Origin of the sequence: Bradyrhizobium sp. LjRoot220 (genome assembly GCF_964252915.1) — a bacterium.
Classification (GTDB): domain Bacteria; phylum Pseudomonadota; class Alphaproteobacteria; order Rhizobiales; family Xanthobacteraceae; genus Bradyrhizobium.
The window spans coordinates 206,254-227,477 of record NZ_CAXUPS020000004.1 but is presented as its reverse complement, the minus strand read 5'-3'; the positions used below and the strand labels follow the sequence as shown (position 1 = coordinate 227,477).

General features: G+C 63.1%; 19 protein-coding genes and 1 pseudogene. 15 read left to right on the top strand and 5 right to left on the bottom strand.

What is annotated here, in order from left to right:
- Nucleotides 1-3: 3 nt before the first annotated feature.
- Nucleotides 4-270 (bottom strand): DUF3551 domain-containing protein, encoded by a 267-nt coding sequence (locus ACSQ84_RS19425; protein WP_436213327.1) that lies wholly within the window; start codon nt 268-270, stop codon nt 4-6.
- A 418-nt stretch (nt 271-688) separates the two neighbouring features.
- Between ACSQ84_RS19425 and ACSQ84_RS19420 the strand changes: the two genes are divergently transcribed.
- From ACSQ84_RS19420 to ACSQ84_RS19405, 4 genes are all read left to right on the top strand, one after another.
- Nucleotides 689-1,438, top strand: a complete 750-nt coding sequence (locus ACSQ84_RS19420) for an outer membrane protein (protein ID WP_436213326.1) — start codon at nt 689-691, stop codon at nt 1,436-1,438.
- Between the two features lie 510 nt (nt 1,439-1,948).
- Complete coding sequence (locus ACSQ84_RS19415) at nt 1,949-2,137, top strand: hypothetical protein (RefSeq protein WP_436213325.1); 189 nt, start codon at nt 1,949-1,951, stop codon at nt 2,135-2,137.
- Between the two features lie 776 nt (nt 2,138-2,913).
- Nucleotides 2,914-6,420 (top strand): DNA polymerase III subunit alpha, encoded by a 3,507-nt coding sequence (gene dnaE, locus ACSQ84_RS19410; RefSeq protein WP_436213324.1) that lies wholly within the window; start codon nt 2,914-2,916, stop codon nt 6,418-6,420.
- 103 nt (nt 6,421-6,523) lie between these two features.
- A complete protein-coding gene (locus ACSQ84_RS19405; protein WP_436213323.1) occupies nt 6,524-7,051 on the top strand; it encodes a DUF2846 domain-containing protein in 528 nt (175 codons plus the stop codon).
- A gap of 54 nt (nt 7,052-7,105) precedes the next feature.
- On the opposite strand, the gene ACSQ84_RS19400 is transcribed toward ACSQ84_RS19405, so the two are convergent.
- The 3 genes and pseudogenes from ACSQ84_RS19400 to ACSQ84_RS19390 form a co-directional block, all read right to left on the bottom strand.
- Complete coding sequence (locus tag ACSQ84_RS19400; RefSeq protein WP_436213322.1) at nt 7,106-8,251, bottom strand: acyl-CoA dehydrogenase family protein; 1,146 nt, start codon at nt 8,249-8,251, stop codon at nt 7,106-7,108.
- 12 nt (nt 8,252-8,263) lie between these two features.
- Nucleotides 8,264-9,090: pseudogene (locus tag ACSQ84_RS19395) on the bottom strand (SDR family NAD(P)-dependent oxidoreductase).
- A gap of 13 nt (nt 9,091-9,103) precedes the next feature.
- Nucleotides 9,104-9,604, bottom strand: coding sequence for a hypothetical protein (locus ACSQ84_RS19390; protein ID WP_436213321.1), 501 nt, complete (start codon nt 9,602-9,604; stop codon nt 9,104-9,106).
- A gap of 98 nt (nt 9,605-9,702) precedes the next feature.
- Between ACSQ84_RS19390 and ACSQ84_RS19385 the strand changes: the two genes are divergently transcribed.
- From ACSQ84_RS19385 to ACSQ84_RS19375, 3 genes are all read left to right on the top strand, one after another.
- Nucleotides 9,703-10,401: a TetR/AcrR family transcriptional regulator gene (locus ACSQ84_RS19385; RefSeq protein WP_436213320.1), complete on the top strand. Its 699-nt coding sequence runs from the start codon at nt 9,703-9,705 to the stop codon at nt 10,399-10,401.
- Entirely contained in the window at nt 10,398-11,954 is a 1,557-nt protein-coding gene (locus ACSQ84_RS19380) for an acyl-CoA synthetase (RefSeq protein ID WP_436213319.1), read from the top strand. Before ACSQ84_RS19385 ends, ACSQ84_RS19380 begins: the two co-directional genes overlap by 4 nt.
- Nucleotides 11,955-12,141: 187 nt before the next feature.
- Complete coding sequence (locus ACSQ84_RS19375) at nt 12,142-12,561, top strand: CBS domain-containing protein (RefSeq protein WP_436213318.1); 420 nt, start codon at nt 12,142-12,144, stop codon at nt 12,559-12,561.
- Between the two features lie 119 nt (nt 12,562-12,680).
- On the opposite strand, the gene ACSQ84_RS19370 is transcribed toward ACSQ84_RS19375, so the two are convergent.
- Complete coding sequence (locus ACSQ84_RS19370; protein WP_436213317.1) at nt 12,681-13,148, bottom strand: aminoacyl-tRNA deacylase; 468 nt, start codon at nt 13,146-13,148, stop codon at nt 12,681-12,683.
- A gap of 386 nt (nt 13,149-13,534) precedes the next feature.
- Between ACSQ84_RS19370 and ACSQ84_RS19365 the strand changes: the two genes are divergently transcribed.
- The 8 genes from ACSQ84_RS19365 (at nt 13,535) to rseP (ending at nt 21,100) form a co-directional block, all read left to right on the top strand.
- Entirely contained in the window at nt 13,535-14,533 is a 999-nt protein-coding gene (locus tag ACSQ84_RS19365; RefSeq protein WP_436213316.1) for a 30S ribosomal protein S2, read from the top strand.
- A gap of 132 nt (nt 14,534-14,665) precedes the next feature.
- A complete protein-coding gene (gene tsf / locus ACSQ84_RS19360; RefSeq protein WP_436213315.1) occupies nt 14,666-15,589 on the top strand; it encodes a translation elongation factor Ts in 924 nt (307 codons plus the stop codon).
- A 70-nt stretch (nt 15,590-15,659) separates the two neighbouring features.
- Nucleotides 15,660-16,376, top strand: coding sequence for a UMP kinase (gene pyrH, locus ACSQ84_RS19355; RefSeq protein WP_436213314.1), 717 nt, complete (start codon nt 15,660-15,662; stop codon nt 16,374-16,376).
- A gap of 71 nt (nt 16,377-16,447) precedes the next feature.
- Nucleotides 16,448-17,011 (top strand): ribosome recycling factor, encoded by a 564-nt coding sequence (gene frr / locus ACSQ84_RS19350; protein ID WP_436213313.1) that lies wholly within the window; start codon nt 16,448-16,450, stop codon nt 17,009-17,011.
- A 65-nt stretch (nt 17,012-17,076) separates the two neighbouring features.
- Nucleotides 17,077-17,832, top strand: coding sequence for an isoprenyl transferase (locus ACSQ84_RS19345; protein WP_436213312.1), 756 nt, complete (start codon nt 17,077-17,079; stop codon nt 17,830-17,832).
- Nucleotides 17,829-18,677, top strand: a complete 849-nt coding sequence (locus ACSQ84_RS19340) for a phosphatidate cytidylyltransferase (RefSeq protein ID WP_436213311.1) — start codon at nt 17,829-17,831, stop codon at nt 18,675-18,677. Before ACSQ84_RS19345 ends, ACSQ84_RS19340 begins: the two co-directional genes overlap by 4 nt.
- A 4-nt stretch (nt 18,678-18,681) precedes the next feature.
- On the top strand, nt 18,682-19,905 hold the full coding sequence (dxr, locus tag ACSQ84_RS19335) for a 1-deoxy-D-xylulose-5-phosphate reductoisomerase (RefSeq protein WP_436213310.1): 1,224 nt from the start codon (nt 18,682-18,684) through the stop codon (nt 19,903-19,905).
- A gap of 43 nt (nt 19,906-19,948) precedes the next feature.
- Nucleotides 19,949-21,100, top strand: coding sequence for an RIP metalloprotease RseP (gene rseP, locus ACSQ84_RS19330; RefSeq protein ID WP_436213309.1), 1,152 nt, complete (start codon nt 19,949-19,951; stop codon nt 21,098-21,100).
- Nucleotides 21,101-21,224: the final 124 nt, after the last annotated feature.

The following is a 21,224-nucleotide window of genomic DNA, read 5'->3' as shown; positions in this document are numbered from 1 at the left end:
AAGCTAGTAGGCGCGGCGCGCGCGTTTACGCGCCGGGGCATCGCCAAATGCAGCGGTCGCCGCGTAGGGATTGGTCACGCATTGCGCGGCCCGACCCGAGGCCGACTGATTGCACTGGGCCAGCGACGTATAGCGGCAGTCGTAATAGCTGATCTGGCCGAAGACATGCAGGCAGATCGGATAGTTCGAACCACCGTATGTCTGGGCCTGCGCCGGCGTGGCGGCCGAAATCGCGCCGATCACGAGTGTGGCAAGAGCAAGAATGCGCATTGGAATTTCCTGTTCGAACTGGCGATCGCGACTGGTCTGCAAATCCTGCGTCAGCGTCGAGCAAGTTCGCGCGCTGGCTGGAATCGCTCTACGCGTTTCGAATCTCATTGAGGCGGAGCGCGCTCGTCGGTCCATCACGGTTCATTGAACACCTCAGAACAACTCAAGCCGCACCGTCGCGCCACCTCTTCGACACAATCTCACACGCTGATACCGCTGCGCGGTTCCATTGTGAATTTTTTGCGGCGAGCGCGCGCACAATGTTTCGAAAAGTGGCTGTAACACAATATTAACTTACGTTTTTACGGAAGTCGTTTCGTGTCCGCTGTTGCAGCGAGGTTACAGCAATTCGAACGAAGAATGGTATGACGCTGTGACGGCCTTGGGGGCTGTACCAACCGGAACGGGAATTAAAAAGATGAAGAAGGTTTTGCTTGTAACGGCCAGTCTGATCGCGCTCGGCGCGGCTGCGCCGGCAGTGGCTGCGGATCTTGCCGCGCGTCCTTACACCAAGGCGCCGCCGATGATCGCTGCTGTGTATGACTGGAGTGGTTTCTACATCGGCATCAACGGTGGTTGGGGTTCGAGCCGCAATGAGTGGGACGCGGTCGCCCCCAACGTACTGGTCGGCCCCGAAGGTTCCCATGACGCATCGGGCGGCACGGTCGGTGGTCAGATCGGTTATCGCTGGCAGGCCGGTCCTTGGGTGTTCGGCTTGGAAGCGCAGGGCAACTGGGCTGACTTCAATGGCTCGAACGCCAGCCTGCTGTTCGGCCCCGGCTTCGTCAATCACTCGAAGATCGACGCGTTCGGTCTGTTCACCGGTCAGGTCGGCTATGCCGTCAACAACGTGTTGCTCTACGTCAAGGGCGGTGCTGCTGTGACCTCGAATCGCAACTACATCAACACCGCTGCTGGCGTGCCCTTTGCGGCCACCGGCGACGACACCCGTTGGGGTGGCGCGGTTGGTGCCGGCATCGAATTCGGCTTCGCACCGAACTGGTCGGTTGGCGTCGAATACAACCACCTGTTCATGCAGGACAAGACCTACACCTTCACCAGCCCGGCCGGCGTCTTCGTCGGCACCGATCGCATCAGTCAGGACGTCGATCTCGTGACCGCTCGCCTGAACTACAAGTTCGGCGGCCCGGTGATCGCGAAGTACTGATTCAAGGTTTGTTCTCGCAACTTAGCCGCGAGACCATCGAAGCCCCGGGCAGTGCCCGGGGCTTTTTTGTTGGGTCCGGCGGTGATGGTCAGACATCACGGAAGTGTTTGTTAACGCGAGAGCGCGAGTCCGCTTATCGCGTCCTTAACTACAGGGCAGTTGCGGACTTGAATCACTTCGCCGCCGGCGCATAGTTGCGCCATGGCAAGCAGCATCTGGACATCAGAAGAATTTACCTGCCCCGGTTGCGGAATGGATTACTCCGCGACGAGGGAGCAGCATCAGCACAAGCATTCGGGTAAGTTCGAATGCACGGTTTGCCAGACCGAAGTCCACGCCTGGTCCGGCGCCCATGACTACTTCGGCTGGAAACCGATCAGGCGGACGTCGCCGGTCTTTGGTCGAAAGACGGCATAGCCACGCGGGCTGGAAGTGCAGCGATCCCGAGGGCATATTTGGGGCAGGGTTCTGTGACTGGAATCTTGATCGTCAATATCGCATACTGGGCGCATGACGCCATTTCAGATGACCGAGGCTGATATTAAGCGGGCACGAGAAATCGTCGCACTGCATGTTGACGGCAAGCCCGTAGCAACGAGCGATCACGTTGTACTTGCGGTTGCCCGAGGAATGGCGGAGGGGCGTCAGCAGGGCATCAAGGAGGGTGTCAAAATGACGACGGCATCGAACGACGCCTAACCGCTCGGCACGCTTGGGCAGTGAGTCAATTTAATTGTGGCAGCTTTCCGGACTGGAAAACCGGCGGTTCCGGGCGCATACTCCGGGGATGTCGACAATTGTTCAATGCAATTGCGGCGCTGAGTACAGACGCACTGAAGAGAAATTCTTGGTGCCGCATACGGGTGACGCGATCTGCGCGGTCTGCGGCGCTGCGCTGGAGTCGTGGTTGGACAGCACGCACATTCCCACATACGAGCTTATCGAACGCCCACAGACAGATAGCGGGCATGACAAGCCGCCGCCCGAAACGCCCTAGGCCCCAACCAGCTCGCCAAGTCGGATCAGGGATGAGCGAGTTCAGGTCACGAATTAACCACAGGCGGCATTCTGCAAACTGTGCCACTACCCACGCTTGACTCCTAGAACAAAAAAGGAACAATGTTCCTCATATGTTCTTAGATCGGGGAGTCGAGCGATGTTGAGGATGTTTGTGGAAGAAGCGGCGGCTTTGGCTTCGATTACGCTGTTTGTCGGGATGATTGCGGTCTGGGCGCAGCTCATTCCCCAGCTTTGAAATGAGCCGGGACGGGGAATCGGCCCTCGCGGGCGCGGGCCTCACGGGCCGGCTTCAATGCCCCCTGGGGAAAAGCCGGATGACGGTCGCAAGGCGAGCGTTCCGCGTGGACTCGGCGCTGCCAAGGCATCACCATTGCAGTGGCGAGTCGGTGCACGGGAAAGCCTCCTGACGGCCCGACGATCGCGCCCATCCACGATGCAAGAGCCCTCAACGCGACATGTCCAACGCCGGATTCGTTCATCTCCACGTTCATTCGGCCTATTCGCTGCTGAAGGGTTCGATCAAGATCGCCAAGCTCGGCGAACTCGCCAAGGCCGACCGCCAGCCGGCGCTGGCGCTCACCGACACCGACAACATGTTCGGGGCGCTGGAATTCTCCGACAAGATGGCGGGATACGGTATCCAGCCGATCGTCGGCCTGGAACTCGCGATTGATTTCGGCGACCAGGATCCCAACGCGCGCAACGCGCTGGCCGCAGCGCCGTCGCGAATCGTGCTGCTGGCGGCGCGCGAGCGCGGTTATCGCAGCCTGATGCGGCTGAACTCGCGGGCGTTCCAGGAGACGCCGATTCATCAATCCCCGCATATCAAGCTGGAATGGCTCGAGGGGGATTCGGAGGACCTGATCGCGCTGACCGGCGGGCCGGAGGGTCCGATCTCGCTGGCGCTGCATGGCGATCATTCGGCGCTGGCGGCGACGCGCTGCGACCGGCTGGCTCACCTGTTCGGCGACCGCCTCTATGTCGAATTGCAGCGCCACGGCATCGACAAGGAGCGCCGGGTCGAATCGGGCCTGATCGATCTCGCCTATGCCAAGGGCCTGCCGCTGGTTGCGACCAACGAGCCTTATTTCGCCAGCACCGACGATTACGAAGCGCATGACGCGCTGTTGTGTATCGCCGGCGGCCGCCTGATCGCCGAGACCGACCGCGAACAGCTGACGCCCGATCACCGCTTCAAGACCCGCGCCGAAATGGCGGTTCTGTTCGCCGACATTCCCGAAGCGCTGGCGTCCACCGTCGAGATCGCCGAGCGTTGTTCGTTCCGGCCGATGACGCGCAAGCCGATTTTGCCGCGCTTTACCGTCGGCGCCGGATCGGGATCCGATGCGGTAGGTGAAGAGGCCGCGGAACTGAAGCGTCAGGCCGAGGAGGGGCTTGCCAGGCGCCTATCGGTGCACGGCTTGTCGCAGGGCACCACGGAAGAGGTTTATCAGAAGCGCCTGGCGTTCGAGATCGATGTCATCAACCGCATGAACTATGCGGGCTACTTCCTCATCGTTTCCGACTTCATCAAATGGGCCAAGGCCCACGACATTCCGGTCGGGCCGGGCCGTGGTTCGGGCGCCGGATCGCTGGTCGCCTACGCGCTGACCATCACCGACCTCGATCCAATTCGCTTTGGCCTGCTGTTCGAGCGCTTCCTCAATCCCGAGCGCGTCTCGATGCCGGACTTCGACATCGACTTCTGCCAGGACCGCCGCGGCGAGGTGATCGACTACGTGCAGCAGCGCTACGGCCGCGATCAGGTGGCGCAGATCATTACCTTCGGAACCCTGCAGGCGAGGGGCGTGCTGCGCGACGTCGGCCGTGTGCTGCAGATGCCCTACGGGCAGGTCGACAAGCTGACCAAGCTGGTGCCGCAGAATCCCGCCGCGCCCGTGACGTTGGCGGCGGCGATCGAGAGCGAGCCGAAGCTGCAGGCGTTCCGCGACGAGGATCCCGTCGTGGCGCGCGCCTTCGATATCGCGCAGCGCCTGGAAGGCCTGACCCGGCACGCCTCGACGCACGCCGCCGGCATCGTCATCGGTGATCGCCCGTTGAGCGAACTGGTGCCGCTCTACCGCGATCCCAAATCCGACATGCCGGTGACCCAGTTCAACATGAAGTGGGTCGAGCCGGCGGGTCTCGTGAAGTTCGACTTCCTCGGCCTCAAGACGCTGACCGTGCTCGACGTCGCGGTCAAACTGCTGAGGCAACGCAACATCCATATCGATCTGGCGACGCTGCCGATCGAAGACGCTCCGAGCTACCAGATGCTGGCCAGGGGCGATGTGGTCGGCGTGTTCCAGGTGGAAAGCCAGGGCATGCGGCGGGCGCTGGTCGACATGCGGCCCGACCGTTTCGAGGACATCATCGCGCTGGTGGCGCTCTATCGTCCCGGTCCGATGGCGAACATTCCGACCTATTGCGCGCGCAAGCACGGCGACGAGGAGCCGGAATATCTGCATCCGATCCTCGAGCCGATCCTGAAGGAGACCTTCGGCGTCATCATCTACCAGGAACAGGTGATGCAGATCGCCCAGGTGATGGCGGGCTATTCGCTCGGCGACGCCGACCTGTTGCGCCGCGCGATGGGCAAGAAGATCCGCGCCGAGATGGAGAAGCAGCGCGCGATCTTCGTGGCCGGCGCGGTCAAGAACGGCGTGCCGAAGGGGCAGGCCGATACGATCTTCGAACTGCTGGCGAAGTTCGCCGACTACGGCTTCAACAAGAGCCACGCCGCGGCCTATGCGCTGGTGTCCTATCACACCGCCTACATGAAGGCGCATTATCCGGTCGAGTTTATCGCGGCGTCGATGACGCTCGAACTCAACAACACCGACAAGCTGTCGGAGTTTCGCGCCGAGGCGCAGCGGCTCGGCATCAAGGTCGAGGCGCCCAATATCAACCGCTCGGGCGCGACCTTCGAGGTTGGCGACAACACCATCTACTACGCGCTGGCCGCGCTGAAGGGCGTCGGTCCGCAGGCGGTTGAACTGATCGTCGAGGAACGGCGCAAGGGGTTGTTCACCTCGCTGGCCGACTTTGCCGCGCGGGTCAATCCGCGCGCGATCAACAAGCGCGTCATCGAAAGCCTGGCTGCGGCCGGCGCCTTTGACACGCTCGATTCAAATCGGGCGCGGGTGTTCGGCGGCGCAGAAGCCATTCTGGCGGCCTGTCAGCGCAGCCACGAGGCCTCGACGCTCGGGCAGAACGACATGTTCGGCGGGGCCTCCGACGCGCCGACGATCATGCTGCCGCAGATCGAACCGTGGCTGCCGGCCGAGCGGCTGCGGCGCGAATACGACGCCATCGGCTTCTTCCTGTCCGGCCATCCGCTCGACGACTATGCCATGGTGCTGAAGCGGCTGCGGGTGCAGTCCTGGGCGGAATTCTCGCGCGCGGTCAAAACCGGCGCGACGGCGGGCAAGGTCGCGGCCACCGTGGTCTCGCGTATGGAGCGGCGAACCAAGACCGGCAACAAGATGGGTATCATGGGGCTATCCGATCCGACCGGCCATTTCGAGGCGGTGCTGTTCTCCGAAGGCCTCGCGCAATATCGCGACGTGCTGGAGCCGGGGGCCGCCGTGTTACTGCAACTCGGCGCCGAGCTGCAGGGCGAGGACGTTCGGGCGAGGGTGCTGCATGCCGAGCCACTGGACGACGCGGCGGCCAAAACTCAAAAGGGTCTTCGCATTTTCGTTCGCGACACCAAGCCGCTGGATTCGATCGCGCGCCGGCTCAACATGCCGGAGCCGGCAGCGCCGGGCGCGCCAAAGGGTCTGCCGGTGAAACCGCCGCCCACGCCGGTCGGCGGCGCCGATGGCGACGTTTCGCTGGTGATCATGCTCGATCTCGAAACCGAGGTCGAGATGAAGCTCCCCGGCCGCTTCAAGGTCTCGCCGCAGATCGCCGGCGCGATCAAGGCGGTGTCCGGCGTTGTGGATGTCCAGACGCTGTAGGGCGTCGAGCGGTTAACCGATCACGCGGATAACGCGGCACAGCTATTGCAACCTCACGATGTTCCCGGCTATGCCCTTTCCCGGGCAAGTATTGAGGGGCGTTATGTTGGGGCGTGGAATTGTGTTGCTGTCGGGCGCGTTGCTGTTGTCGGGCTGCATGACCGCCAAAGTCGGAACAGACTATGCGGCGATATCGCAAAAGGTCGGTGCGCCAAAACCCGGGCAGTCCCGGGTGGTGGTGCTTCAGCAAAAGCGCGACGGCCTGTCCATGTCCCTTTGCGCCTGCGACGTGAAACTGGACGGCAGTCCGATGGGCAAGGTGATAGTGGGCACCTACGCCTATGCCGACCTCCCGGCAGGTCCACACCAGCTCACCGCGACTGAAGTGATGTTTCCCGGCGAGTCCAGGCGCGATTTCACCACGGCGCCCGGCCGCACCTATTTCTTTCTGGTAAAGTCGAGCGCGAGGCATGACGCGGTAACCGGCACGACCATGGTTGCGGGATTGGCGGGTGCCCTGGTTGCGTCCGTTGCAACGGCGGGAAGCGACAATACGGGACCGGCCGACCTCATTCCGTTGGACGAGCCGGCAGCAAGAATGACGCTCGCCGGCCTGCAATTGGCGGATTAGCCCTCAGCTCTTCAAGGAATCGCCGCCGATCGCCGGCGAATCTTTGGCGCGCTGTTACAGCGATCGCGCGATCAACAGCTTCATGATCTCGTTGGTGCCGCCGTAGATCTTCTGGATCCGCGCATCCACGAACATCCGCGAAATCGGATATTCCTCCATGTAGCCGTAGCCGCCGTGCAGCTGCAGGCATTCATCCGCGGTCTCGACCTGCTTCTGCGAGCACCACCACTTCGCCATGGAGGCGGTCACGGTATCGAGTTCGCCGGCGACGAGGCGTTCGACACACCAGTCGACGAATACGCGCGCAATCATGGCTTCGGTCTTGCGCTCGGCCAGCTTGAAGGCGGTGTTCTGGAATTCAAGGATCGGCTTGCCGAAGGCCTTGCGTTCCCTGGTGTAGTCGGCGGTCAGCTTGATCGCGCGCTCCATCGACGCCACGGCGCCGACGGCAAGCGAAAGGCGCTCCTGCGGCAATTGCTGCATCAGCTGCACGAAGCCATTGCCTTCCTCGTTGCCGAGCAGGTTTTCCGGCGGCGCCACCGCATTGTCGAAGAACAATTCCGACGTGTCGGATGCGTGCAGGCCGATCTTGTCGAGGTTGCGGCCGCGGCGGAAACCGTCATTGCCTTCGGTTTCCAGGACGATCAACGAGATACCCTTGGCGCCGGGCTCGCCGGTGCGCGCGACCACGATGATCAGGTCGGCAGCCTGGCCGTTCGTAATGAAGGTCTTCTGGCCGTTGATGACGTAATTGTTGCCCTGCTTTTTGGCTGTCGTCCGCACGCCCTGCAAATCGGAGCCGGTACCGGGTTCGGTCATGGCGATGGCGCCGACGAACTCGCCGCTGGCCATTTTCGGCAACCAGCGCCGCTTCTGTTCCTCGGACCCGTAATTCAGGATGTAGTGCGCCACGATGGCGCTATGTACCGAGAAGCCGGTCGTGACTTCCGGCACCACCGTCTCGAGATCCTCGATGACCGCCGCCTCGTAGGCGAAACTGGCGCCCAGCCCACCATAGGCTTCCGGGACACTCGGGAGCAGGGCGCCCATCTCGCCCAGCGCCCGCCAGGCCGAGCGATCGACCAGCTTCTGATCGCGCCAGGTCTCGGCGTGCGGCGCCAGATCCTTGGCGAGGAATTTGCGGAATTGATCGCGAAAGGCGTCCAGCTCCTCCGTCATCCAGGACGATCGATATTGCATGGGATCTCCGCGTTAGATGATGAGGCCGCCACCGCAGACGACGACTTGCCCACTGATGTAGTTCGATTCCGGGCTGCAGAACAGATAGACGGCATCGGCTGCCTCCTCCGGCGTGCCGCCGCGTCCGAGCGGAATCATTCTGGCCATGGCATCGAGCATCTGGGGCTGGACCCCGACTTTGATGTCATGGCCGGCGACATCGATCGTTTTCTGCTGGGCTTCGATCGGCTGGGTCAGGCGGGTTTTGATCAGGCCGAACGCCACGCAATTGACGTTGACCTTGTAGCGTCCCCATTCCTTGCACAGCGTGCGCGTCAGCCCGACCAGCGACGCCTTGGCCGATGAATAACTCGCTTGTCCGGCATTGCCGTACAACCCCGCAATCGAGGAGATGTTGACGACCTTGCGGAATACCTCGCGGCCGGCTTCGGCCTCATTCTTGGCCATGATCCGGATCGGCTCGGCGGCAGCGCGCAGCAGGCGGAACGGCGCGACGAGGTGGACGTCGAGCATGGCCTGGAATTGCTCGTCGGTCATCTTCTGGATCGTCGAGTCCCAGGTGTAGCCGGCATTGTTGACGATGATATCGAGGCCGCCGAAGGTTTCCATGGCCGCGCCGACAAAGCGGTCGGAGAAACCCGACTCGGAAACGCTGCCGTTGATCGCGACAGCGTCGCCGCCGCCCTTGCGGATTTCCGCGGCGACGGCGTCGCCCGGCGCCGCATCGAGGTCGTTCACGACCACGTTCGCGCCTTCGCTGGCAAGTTTCAGCGCGATGGCACGGCAATGCCGCGCCCCGATCCGGTGATCAGCGCGACTTTCCCCTTGAGTTTTGTCATATGATTTTCCTGATCAGAGTGCGATGACGGCTTCGCCGGATAGTTTGAGATCGCCGTTTTCGTCCTTGGTCGTCAGCGCCAGCTTCGCGCATCGCTCGCCATCATGGTCGACGAATTCGGAAACATGTCCCTCGCAGGTCAGGCGTGCGCCGAGCTGCGTGATCGCGACAAAACGCGTCGAGAACGCGCGCAGCTGTGGAGGAGAGACCGCATCGGTCAGCGCCTGGCCGAGGTAGCCCATGACCAGCATGCCGTGGGCAAAGACGTCAGGATATCCGGCGGCCTTGGCGAAATCGATGCCGGTCATGCCGACCTGGTAGAGCGCGCGCTGCCCGCAGGTTGAATCGCCGTAGACGTAGCCGGCATAGGCCTGCTGGATCATGTCGTAGCCGACGCCGGCGTCCGCCAGCGCGAGCCTGGTTGCCTCGGCGCCCATCACCGGGTAGGGCGCGTTCGCGCCGGGTTTGACGAACGGGATCATGCCGACGCCGGCAACACAGACGTTGGAGGTCATGGTGCGCTCCCTTTATTACCCGATGGACTTCTTATTACCCATGGGTAATATACGGACGGCTTCGCCGCCGAGTCAACCGCGACGGGATTAGTCGAGAGATGGACGGATCAGCCGCTTCCCCGACCAGGCAGTCGCCCTGGATGCCGTTCGAAAGCCGGCGTCGCGCCCGCGACGAGAAGCGCGAGGCCGTGCTGCGCACCGCGGTGGCGCTGTTCCTCGAGCAAGGCTATCACGGCACCACGCTCAACGACGTGGCCGAGCGGCTGAACATCACCAAGCCTGCGCTCTACAATTATTTCCGCGGCAAGGACGAAATCCTGTACGAATGCTGGGCGATCGGCGCCGAGCGCGTCGACGAGAGCATCGATGAAATCGCCGCTATCGGCGGCACCGGGCTGGAAAAGCTGCGCAAGCTGATCGTCAGCTATGCCGAGACGATGACCACCGACTACGGCAAGAGCCTGGTGCGGTTCGACGTCCGCGACCTCACCGAGCACAACCGCAAAATCGTCCGCCTCGCCAAGAGGAAGATCGACCAGGCTTTTCGCGTCTATATCGGGCAGGGGATCGAGGACGGATCGGTCAGGCCTTGCGACGTCAAGCTTTCCGCCTTTGCAATTGCGGGCGCGCTGAACTGGATCGGCCACTGGTACCAGCCCGGCGGGGCGCTCGAAGCGGAGGCGATCGCAAAGGAATTCGCGATCCGTCTCACTGACGGGCTCGCGGTCAGATCGACGCGGAAAAAGGCGGGCAAACCGCCGGTCAGGAAACGCAGGAAACGGGGAGTATCACGATGAATGTCACGCACGGCCTGCGGCGCGCGCTGCAGATCAATCCAAACGGCCTTGCCATCGTCTGTGGCGATCGGAAGAAAAGCTGGCGCGAGGTCGGCGACCGCGTGGCGCGGCTTGCCGCCGGCATCCGCGCCCATGGCGCGCAAGCCGGCGACCGTGTCGCGATCCTGTCGCTCAATTCCGACCGCTATCTCGAGCTCTATCTGGCGGCCGGCTGGTCCGGCACCGTGATCGTGCCGCTCAACATTCGCTGGAGCCCGCTGGAGAACGAGGACGCGATGCGCGACTGCCGCGCCGGCATCCTGTTCGTCGACAAGGCCTTCGCCGCCGTCGGCGCGACGCTCGCGGGAGCGATCCCTGGCCTCAAGCTGATTTATGCGGACGATGGCGAGGCGCCCGCCGGCATGGAGGGATATGAGGCGTTGATCTCGCGCACTGCGCCGATGCAGGACGCCATGCGCGAGAGCGGCGATCTCGCCGGCATCTTCTATACCGGCGGCACCACGGGCCGTTCCAAGGGCGTCATGCTCAGCCATGGCAATCTGATGATGAACGCCTTGAATGCGCTCGGCGAAGGGCTCTGGCCAGGCAGCACGGTCTACCTTCATGCCGCACCGATGTTCCACCTTGCCAATGGTGCGGCCATGTACTCCGTGCTGCTGAGCGGCGGCTCCAACGTCGTGATCCAGGGCTTCACGCCCGACGGCGTCGCCGGTGCGATACAGCGCGATCGTGTCACTGACGTGCTGCTGGTGCCGACCATGATCCAGATGTTCGTCGATCATCCGAAACTCGGCGAGTATGACTTGTCGTCGCTGACGGGTATCGCCTATGGCGCTTCCGTCATCAGCGATGCCGTGCTCAGCCGCGCCATGAAGGCATTGCCCAACGTGCAGTTCACGCAAGCATACGGAATGACGGAGCTGTCGCCGATCGCGACGCTGCTGCACTGGAGGGAGCATATCGGCGATGGCCGCGCCAAGGGGCGGCGTCGCGGCGCCGGCCGCGCCACGCTGGGTTGCGAGATCAAGATCGTGGACGCCGACGACCAGGTGGTGCCATCAGGCACCGTCGGCGAGATCGCGGTGCGCGGCGACAATGTGATGATGGGCTATTGGGAGCGGCCGGAGGAAACCGCCAGGGCGGTCATCGACGGCTGGATGCACACCGGCGACGGCGGCTACATGGATGAGGACGGTTTTGTTTATGTGGTCGACCGCATCAAGGACATGATCATCTCCGGCGGCGAGAACGTCTATTCGGCCGAGGTCGAGAACGCGCTGGCGCAGCATCCGTCGGTGGCGCAATGCGCCGTGATCGGTATACCCAGTGAGCGCTGGGGTGAGCAGGTTCACGCCATTGTCGTTCCAAAGCCCGGCGCGACGGCAACGTCCGAGGAGTTGATGGATTTCTGCAAGACGCTGATTGCGGGTTACAAATGCCCGCGCAGTGTCGAGGTCACACAGACCCCGCTGCCGTTGTCCGGCGCCGGCAAGATCCTGAAGCGCGAATTGCGCAAGCCGTATTGGGAAGACCGCCAGCGCATGGTGAGCTGAAGCCAGCGCCTGTGCGCCGGCCCGCCATCCGACGATGGCGAGGCATCCTGGATTGATGGACGCCGGCGAGGGCTTTCCCTGCATGGCGGAATTGCTTTTTTGATGCCGTCCTGCCCGATCAGTCGTATAGTCGGGCCAAGGGGGAACTGTTCTGCATCACCTGAAATCGCAGCAACGGAGATCCGCCATGAAAGTCAAAGATGCGATGCACAAGGGTGTCGACTGGGTCAGCCCCGACACGCCCGTCACCGAAATTGCAAAGCTGATGCGAGCGCATGATATCGGCTGCATTCCGATCGGCGAGGACGACCGGCTGGTCGGGATGGTGACCGATCGCGACATTGTCTGCAAAGGGCTTGCTGGCAACGGTTTCGATGCCAGCCGCGCCAAGGCGCGTGATGTGATGACCGACGGCATCCACTGCTGCCGGGAGGATGATGACCTCGCCAAGGCGGTGCATCACATGGAGACCCTGCAGGTCCGCAGGCTGCCGGTCATCAACAAGAGCAGACGGATGGTCGGCATGATCAGTCTGGGCGACATCAGCCATTCTGCGTCCGGTGATTTGCTGGCCGGGTGCGTGAAGAGCGTTTCAGCCCATCACTGAAACACGGCGGGCCTTGCGATCGAGGCGCCTTGAAACAACTGACTGCGGCTGTTCAACCGCGAACACGCCCTGCTTGATGTCGCTCGACCGTGCCGGCCGGACCGTCGGATCGAGCGGCCTCAATCGTGCGTGGTGAAGTGGCCGTGCCAGGCCTTTGCATTCAATCGGGCGAACTGTTCGCGGTCCAGGCGGATGAGCGTGGCGTGGTCGCCGGCCTCGATGTAGATATCGCGCTGCGCGTCGATGCTGTCGTCGACGATGACATCGAGCCCGTAGCACTCGCCAACCGGCGGTATCGCCCCACGCTCGCAGTCGCCAAACAGTTTCGCGACCTCCTCTTCGCTCGCCAGATCGACCTTGTGGCCGAGCTGCGTTTTCAGGGCCGACAGATGGAGATGGCGGGAGGCCGGAAGGATCGCCATCATGTAGCCGTCGTCACGGCGAAGCACGACGGCTTTGGCCAGAGCGTCGCCCGGGACATGGCAAGCCTCGGCCGTGCGCGACGACGACATGGTGGGGGAATGCGGGATCAGGTCGTAGGTGACGGTCTGGTCCAGGTATTTCTGCAGGGTTGGGGAGACGGTCATGGCGGTTCCTCCATTGCCAGGGGCAATCCGGACATCGGGAGGAACTCGCGTCGTCGCCTCACGATGCCGGGCGATTGCGAATTGATCGAAGGTTACGCCTGCCGGAGGCCCGCGACAATGCGAATCGCTGCTCCACCGTTCCTGGCCGGGATCGGCCTCCGAGGGGTTTTCGGGGGATTTGGGCGCCGAAAGCCCGCATTTTGAGGTTCGGAACGGCCCGGCTGACCGGAAAAGCGGCCGTATTTCCTTGCTTCTGGCTGGAATCCGGCTATATACCGCGCCATCTCACACGGAAGCATGGCTCTCAAAGGCCGTCCGGTGGCAGCCGGGCCATAAGGCTCGTCTGCTCACACGCTTCCGGAGGAACCAACCGGAGAAGTATTACCATGGCGCTACCCGATTTTTCTATGCGTCAGCTGCTTGAAGCTGGCGTTCACTTTGGCCACCAATCGCACCGCTGGAATCCCAAGATGGCGGATTTCATCTTCGGTGCCCGCAACAACATCCACATCATCGACCTCGCGCAGACCGTGCCGTTGCTGCACACCGCGTTGAAGGCGGTCAGCGACACCGTCGCCAAGGGCGGCCGTATCCTGTTCGTCGGCACCAAGCGGCAGGCGCAGGACGGCGTTGCCGAAGCTGCCAAGCGTTCGGCGCAGTATTTCGTCAATTCGCGCTGGCTCGGCGGCACGCTGACCAACTGGAAGACGATTTCCGGTTCGATCAAGCGTCTGCGCCACCTCGATGAAGTGCTCAATTCCGGCGATGCCAACGCCTACACCAAGAAGGAGCGGCTGACGCTGCAGCGCGAGCGCGACAAGCTCGACCGTTCGCTCGGCGGCATCAAGGACATGGGTGGTCTTCCCGACATGATCTTCGTGATCGACACCAACAAGGAAGACATCGCGATCCAAGAAGCGCAGCGGCTCAACATTCCCGTCGCCGCGATCGTCGATACCAATTCCGATCCCAAGGGCATCACCTATGTGGTGCCGGGCAATGACGACGCCGGCCGCGCGATTTCGCTGTATTGCGATCTGATCGCACGCGCCGCCATCGACGGCATCTCGCGCGCCCAGGGTGACCATGGCATCGACATCGGCGCTTCCGCGCAGCCGGTCCGTGAGGAAATCCCGGTTGCTGCACAGCCCGTCGGCTTCCAGGGTCTGGCAGGCCCCCGTGGCACTGCCGACAACCTCAAGAAGCTCACCGGCGTGTCGGGTGCGATCGAGAAAAAGTTCAACGATCTCGGTATCTTCCACTACTGGCAGCTTGCCGAACTCGACCACGACACCGCGCACAAGATTGGCGAAGAGGTCGGACTTCCGAGCCGCGCCGATGGCTGGGTTGCCCAGGCCAAGGCGATGACCGCGGAAGCGGAATAATTGCAACGCCGCGTGGCCGGCCTTCCGGCCACCGGTTCGATTTTCCCGATACGGCAATCCCTGTAGCTGACGGCGGCACGGCGCAAGACACGCGACGCGCTCGCTCCTTACAGGCAAGAAGGACATTCAACGATGGCAACGATCTCTGCTGCGATGGTCAAGGAACTGCGCGAGTCGACCGGCGCAGGCATGATGGACTGCAAGGCTGCGCTCACCGAGACCGCCGGCAATATGCAGGAAGCGCAGGATTGGCTGCGCAAGAAGGGCCTGTCGAAGGCCGCGAAGAAGGCTGGCCGCGTCGCCGCGGAAGGGCTGATCGGCGCGATGACGTCCGGCGGCAAGGGCGTGGTCGTCGAAGTCAATTCGGAGACCGATTTCGTTGCCCGCAACGAGCAGTTCCAGGGCCTGGTCAAGATGGTCGCGCAAGTCGCGCTCCGCGTCGGCGCCGACGTCGAGACGATCAAGGCTGCAAAGGTCGGCGATTCCACCGTCGAGACCGCGATTTCGGAAGCGATCGCAACCATCGGCGAAAACATGTCGCTGCGCCGCGCCGCCTTGATCGAGGTCGCCAATGGCGTGGTGTCGAGCTACATCCACGGCGCCGTCATCGACAACGCCGGCAAGATGGGCGTGCTGGTGGCGCTCGAATCGACCGGCAAGACCGATGAACTCGCAGCGCTCGGCCGCCAGCTCGCTATGCACGTCGCCGCGACCAATCCGCAGGCGCTCGATCCGTCCGGCCTCGACCCCGAAACCGTGAAGCGGGAAAAGGACGTGCTGGCCGACAAGTACCGTCAGCAGGGCAAGCCGGAGAACGTGATCGAGAAGATCGTCGAGTCCGGCTTGAAGACCTATTACAAGGAAGTATGTCTGCTGGAGCAGGCGTTCATCCATGACACCGGCAAGTCGGTCGCGCAGGCGGTGAAGGAAGCCGAAGGCAAGGTCGGAGCGCCGGTGAAAATCGCCGGATTCGTGCGATATCAGCTCGGCGAAGGAATCGAAAAGCAGGAATCCGATTTCGCGGCCGAAGTCGCGGCGGCCAGCGGCAAGAAGTAACCGCGGCCAACAATCTTCCGACGCCATTGCGCCGGAAGATGCCTGCGCGGAATGAAGGAAGCGATTCGCTATGGCTGAGCCGGTTTATCGTCGCGTGGTGATCAAGCTCTCGGGCGAGTATCTCGCCGGCAGCCAGTCCTTCGGCATCAACCAGCCTACCGTGGACCGCATCGCCGACGATTTGATCGCCGCGCGCCAGCTCGGGGTCGAGGTGGCGGTGGTGGTCGGCGGCGGCAACATCGTTCGCGGCGTCGAAGTCTCCTCGCGCGGCGTGTCGCGCCCGACCGGCGACACCATGGGCATGCTCGCCACCATCATGAATTGCCTGGCAATCGAGGCGGCGATCGAACGCAAGGGGACGCCGGCGCGAACCCTGTCCGCGTTCGTGATGCCCGAGATTTCCGAGCTGTTCACCCGCAGCGTGACGCACAAATATCTCGCCGAGGGGCGTATCGTTCTGCTCGGCGGCGGAACCGGCAATCCGTTTTTCACCACCGACACCACCGCGGTATTGCGGGCGGCCGAGATCGGCGCGCAGGCGGTGCTGAAGGCAACCAATGTCGACGGCGTCTACAGTGCCGATCCCAAAAAAGACCCTTCCGCCAAGCGTTTCGACCGCCTGACGCATTCGCAGGCCATCGAAGGAGGCTACAAGGTGATGGACGCGACCGCATTCGCGCTTGCCCGCGAGACGTCGCTGCCTATCATCGTGTTCTCGATCGCCGAGCCGGGTTCGATCGGCGCGATCCTGCGCGGTACCGGCCGCGGCACGGTTGTCGCCGGCTGACCAGCCGGCGCCAAATCGAACCGCGGGCCCGATGATGCCGGCGGATGGTTTTCTGAGGACGGGAGAGCGTTATGCCCACACCTGGTTTTGACATCAACGAATTGAAGCGCCGCATGCAGGGCGCCACCCAGTCGCTCAAGCACGAACTGGGCGGTTTGCGCACCGGGCGCGCGGCCGCATCCATGCTGGAGCCGGTGCAGGTGGAGGCCTACGGCTCCCACATGCCGCTCAATCAGCTCGCGACCGTCAGCGTGCCCGAGCCGCGGCTGCTTTCCGTCCAGGTTTGGGACAAATCCATGGTCAAGGCGGTGGAGAAGGCGATCGTCGATTCCAACCTCGGCCTCTCGCCCGCGACCGAAGGGCAGGTGCTGCGCCTGCGGATTCCGGAACTCAACGAGGAACGCCGCAAGGAACTGGTCAAAGTCGCGCATAAATACGCCGAAGCTGCCAAGGTTGCGGTGCGGCACGTCCGCCGCGACGGGCTCGATACGGTCAAGAAGCTCGAGAAGAACCACGAAATCTCCGAGGACGATCAGGAGCGCCTGGCCAATGACGTGCAAAAGGCGACCGACGCGATGATCTCCGAGATCGATCAATTGCTGGCGGCAAAGGAAAAGGAAATCCTTACCGTTTAAGGCCTTATGATCGAAACCTGAGATTTGGACTTCAGATCAAGACTTTGGGTGCTGGAATTTTAAAGATGCCGAACGCCGCCGCCCCCGCAACCGATGCACCGGATCGAACCGGTCCGCTGCACGTGGCGATCATCATGGACGGCAACGGACGCTGGGCGGCCGCGCGGGGATTGCCGCGCGCGGAAGGCCATCGCCGCGGCGTCGAGGCGCTGCGCCGCGTCGTTCGGGCCGCCCATGAACTCGGCATTCTCTATCTGACGATCTTCTCGTTCAGCTCCGAAAACTGGTCGCGTCCGGCGACCGAAATCGGTGACCTGTTCGGATTGCTGCGCCGCTTCATCCGCAACGACCTGGCGACGCTGCATCGCGACGGGGTGCGGGTGCGCGTGATCGGCGAGCGTGAAGGACTGGAGCCGGACATCTGCGCGCTCCTGAACGAGGCCGAAGAACTGACGCGCGCCAACACCAAGCTCAATCTCGTCGTCGCGTTCAACTACGGATCGCGCCAGGAAATCGCCAACGCGGTGCAACGGCTGGCGCGCGAAGTGGCCGAAGGCAAGCGCGATCCCGCGTCGATCGACACCGAGACGCTCGGCCAGTATCTCGACGCGCCCGATATTCCCGATCCCGACCTGATTATCCGCACCAGCGGCGAGCAGCGGTTGTCGAACTTCCTGATGTGGCAGGCAGCTTACAGCGAACTCGTCTTCGTGCCGATCCACTGGCCGGATTTCGACAAGGCGGCGCTTGAAAGCGCGATCGCAGAATATGCCAGACGGGAACGCCGCTTCGGCGGTCTGGCTGCGAAAACCGGATCGTGACCGAGGACAAGGCCGCGCCGGCGGCCGCTGCCGAGCGGGAGACGCGCAATCTCTCGACGCGCATCGTTGCAGCCGCAGTGCTGATACCGCTCGCCGTCGCCATCGCCTATGCCGGCGGCTGGCTTTGGGCCGCGCTGGTGACGTTGGCGGCGATCGGCCTCTATGTCGAATGGCTGATGGTAGCGGGCCTCGCGGCTGACAAACGCGTGGTCGTATCAGGCGTTGTCGCGCTCGCGGTGGCCGGGCTTTGTCTCGCCATCGGGCGGATCGATGCCGCGCTGGTGGTGCTCGGCATCGGCCTCGTGGCGGTCGCCTTGATCACGCCGGCGCAGCGAAACTGGAGCGCCGCGGGATTTCTCTATGCGGCGGTGGCCGAGATCGCGTCGGTGCTGCTGCGCCTCGATTCCGCGAAGGGTTTTGTCGCGCTGATATTCGTGCTGCTGATCGTGTGGGTCACCGATAGCGGCGGCTATTTCGCCGGCCGCGGCATCGGCGGGCCAAAACTCTGGCCACGGGTCAGCCCGAAAAAGACCTGGGCAGGCGCGATTGGCGGTTTTGCCGCCAGCCTTGCCGTGGCCGGCGTTTTTGCCGTGCTGGATCTCGGGAAAGCCCTGCCGCTGTTGATGATATCAGGCGTTCTTTCGGTGGTTTCTCAGCTTGGCGATCTCTTCGAATCCGCGGTCAAGCGGCGCTTTGGCGTAAAGGATTCCAGCCAGATCATTCCGGGGCATGGCGGGCTCCTGGATCGCCTGGATGGATTTGTTGCAGCCGTCGCCGTGGCGGCGCTTTTTGGTTTCCTGCGCGGCGGCGCCGATGGCGTCGGCCGCGGTCTTATGGTTTGGTGAAAAAATGAGCGCGGTTCCATTGCGTAACAACAAGGCCGCGGCATCTGCCGCGCGCACCGTCACGGTGCTGGGCGCCACCGGTTCGATCGGTGACAGCACCATGGATTTGCTGCGCGGCGACCGCGCCCGCTACCAGGTCGAGGCGCTGACCGCCAATGGCAATGTCGAGGGGCTCGCCAAGCTCGCACGCGAATTCGACGCGCGGTTTGCGGCGGTCGCCGATCCGACCAAGCTCGGCGAATTGAAGGAAGCGCTGGCCGGCACGCGGACCGAATGCGGCGCCGGCGAAAGCGCGATCATCGAAGCGGCGGCGCGCCCGGCCGACTGGGTGATGGCCGCCGTCAGCGGTGCGGCCGGCTTGAAACCTGCGCTCGCCGCGGTCGACCGCGGGGCGGCGGTCGCGCTCGCCAACAAGGAATGCCTGGTCTGCGCCGGCGACTTCTTCATGCAGCGCGCCGCCAAGGCCGGCGCATGCATTTTGCCTGCGGATTCCGAGCATAACGCGCTGTTTCAGGCGCTCTCCTCCGGTAACCGCGACGAACTGGTGCGCGTGATCATCACGGCGTCCGGCGGGCCGTTCCGCACCTGGGCCAGCACCGATATCGAGCAGGCGACGCTGGCACAGGCGCTGAAGCACCCGAACTGGAGCATGGGCCAGAAAATCACCATCGATTCGGCGTCGATGATGAACAAGGGGCTCGAGGTGATCGAGGCGTCCTATCTGTTCGCGCTGACCCCCGACGAGATCGACGTGCTGGTGCACCCGCAGTCGATCATCCACGGCATGGTCGAATTCTCCGACCGTTCGGTGGTTGCCCAGCTCGGCGCGCCGGATATGCGGATTCCGATCGCCCATTGCCTCGGCTGGCCCGATCGAATCGTCGGCCCCTCGGCCCGGCTGGATTTGGCCAAAATCGGCCAGCTGACCTTCGAGGCGCCGGATTTCGAACGGTTCCCGGGGTTGCGGCTGGCCTACGACGCGCTGCGCGCCGGGGGCGGTTTGACCACGGTGTTCAACGCGGCCAACGAGGTGGCGGTGGCGGCCTTCATCGCCGGCCAGATCAGATTCGGCGCGATCGCGCGGCTGGTCGAAGCGACCATGAACGACTGGGTTCGGACCGGGAACCTGGCGCCTCTTGGCTCAGCGGACGATGCGATTTCCGTTGACCATAATGCGAGAAATAAAGCTGCCTCCCTATTGCCTCAAATTGCCTTAAAGGCATCCTAGAGGGTTGGGGGCGCAGCCTTAGGCTGGCGTCGAGGGGAATCGAATGACCGAGTTTTTTCTACATAGTTTCAATACGTTGAGTCATGGACTCATCGGTTACATCATTCCCTTCCTGTTCGTCCTGACCATCGTTGTTTTCTTCCACGAGCTCGGCCACTTCCTGGTCGCCCGCTGGTGCGGCGTGCGGGTGTTGACGTTCTCGCTCGGCTTCGGGCCGGAACTCGCCGGGTTCAACGATCGCCACGGCACCCGCTGGAAGATCTCGGCGATCCCGCTCGGCGGCTATGTGAAGTTCTTCGGCGACGACAGCGAAGCCTCGACACCCTCGACCGAGGCGCTCGCCAGCATGAGCGCGGAAGAGCAGGCGGGCAGCTTCCACCACAAGAAAGTCGGTCCGCGGGCGGCGATCGTTGCCGCCGGACCGATCGCGAATTTCATCCTGGCGATCGTGATCTTCACCTGCCTGTTCACCTTCTTCGGCAAGCCGAGCACGACCGCGCGTGTCGACAAGATCGAAGCCAACAGCGCCGCTGCGAAGGCGGGCTTTCAGGTCGGCGACATCGTCACCGCGATCGATGGCAAGACCATCGGCAGTTTTTCCGACATGCAGCGCGTCGTTGGCGTCCACGCCGGCGTTCAACTGAACTTCACCATCAAGCGCGGCGATTCCACGCTGCAATTGAAGGGCACGCCGGAACAGCGCGAAGTGAAGGATCCGTTCGGCAACGCCCACCGTCTCGGCGTTTTGGGCATTACCCGCGCGACCTCGCCCGGCGATGTCGTGACCGAACGCGTCGATCCGGCAACCGCAATGTGGCTCGGCGTCAAGGAAACCTGGTTCGTGGTGGACCGTACGCTGGCCTATATCGGCGGCGTTTTCACCGGCCGGGAAGCCGCCGACCAGGTCGGGGGCCCGATTCGGATTGCCCAGATTTCGGGGCAGGTGGCCACCATCGGCTTTACCGCCCTGGTGCATTTGGCCGCCGTGCTGTCGATCTCGATCGGCCTGTTGAATCTGTTTCCGGTTCCGCTGCTCGATGGCGGTCACCTTCTGTTCTATGCGGTCGAGGCGGTCCGGGGACGTCCGCTGTCGAACCGGGCCCAAGAGATGGGTTTCCGAATCGGGCTCGGTCTGGTGCTGATGCTGATGGTGTTTGCGACCTATAACGACATCCTGCATCTGGCGGCATCGTGACGAGGCTTTTTTGTGGCGTTGCCCATCGGCAACGTCTTGGAATGAAAATGGAATTGCTGGGCGATGTTCCGTTTGCCGCCCCGGGGAAATTGGCTACAAGACATGCAGAAAATGGGAATCTGCC

Bases quoted from the DNA above. Each gene is read 5' to 3' on its own strand.
- ACSQ84_RS19425 (WP_436213327.1), bottom strand. From the start codon at position 270: ATGCGCATTCTTGCTCTTGCCACACTCGTGATCGGCGCGATTTCGGCC.
- ACSQ84_RS19420 (WP_436213326.1), top strand. From the start codon at position 689: ATGAAGAAGGTTTTGCTTGTAACGGCCAGTCTGATCGCGCTCGGCGCG.
- ACSQ84_RS19415 (WP_436213325.1), top strand. From the start codon at position 1,949: ATGACGCCATTTCAGATGACCGAGGCTGATATTAAGCGGGCACGAGAA.
- dnaE (WP_436213324.1), top strand. From the start codon at position 2,914: ATGTCCAACGCCGGATTCGTTCATCTCCACGTTCATTCGGCCTATTCG.
- ACSQ84_RS19405 (WP_436213323.1), top strand. From the start codon at position 6,524: ATGTTGGGGCGTGGAATTGTGTTGCTGTCGGGCGCGTTGCTGTTGTCG.
- ACSQ84_RS19400 (WP_436213322.1), bottom strand. From the start codon at position 8,251: ATGCAATATCGATCGTCCTGGATGACGGAGGAGCTGGACGCCTTTCGC.
- ACSQ84_RS19390 (WP_436213321.1), bottom strand. From the start codon at position 9,604: ATGACCTCCAACGTCTGTGTTGCCGGCGTCGGCATGATCCCGTTCGTC.
- ACSQ84_RS19385 (WP_436213320.1), top strand. From the start codon at position 9,703: ATGGACGGATCAGCCGCTTCCCCGACCAGGCAGTCGCCCTGGATGCCG.
- ACSQ84_RS19380 (WP_436213319.1), top strand. From the start codon at position 10,398: ATGAATGTCACGCACGGCCTGCGGCGCGCGCTGCAGATCAATCCAAAC.
- ACSQ84_RS19375 (WP_436213318.1), top strand. From the start codon at position 12,142: ATGAAAGTCAAAGATGCGATGCACAAGGGTGTCGACTGGGTCAGCCCC.
- ACSQ84_RS19370 (WP_436213317.1), bottom strand. From the start codon at position 13,148: ATGACCGTCTCCCCAACCCTGCAGAAATACCTGGACCAGACCGTCACC.
- ACSQ84_RS19365 (WP_436213316.1), top strand. From the start codon at position 13,535: ATGGCGCTACCCGATTTTTCTATGCGTCAGCTGCTTGAAGCTGGCGTT.
- tsf (WP_436213315.1), top strand. From the start codon at position 14,666: ATGGCAACGATCTCTGCTGCGATGGTCAAGGAACTGCGCGAGTCGACC.
- pyrH (WP_436213314.1), top strand. From the start codon at position 15,660: ATGGCTGAGCCGGTTTATCGTCGCGTGGTGATCAAGCTCTCGGGCGAG.
- frr (WP_436213313.1), top strand. From the start codon at position 16,448: ATGCCCACACCTGGTTTTGACATCAACGAATTGAAGCGCCGCATGCAG.
- ACSQ84_RS19345 (WP_436213312.1), top strand. From the start codon at position 17,077: ATGCCGAACGCCGCCGCCCCCGCAACCGATGCACCGGATCGAACCGGT.
- dxr (WP_436213310.1), top strand. From the start codon at position 18,682: ATGAGCGCGGTTCCATTGCGTAACAACAAGGCCGCGGCATCTGCCGCG.
- rseP (WP_436213309.1), top strand. From the start codon at position 19,949: ATGACCGAGTTTTTTCTACATAGTTTCAATACGTTGAGTCATGGACTC.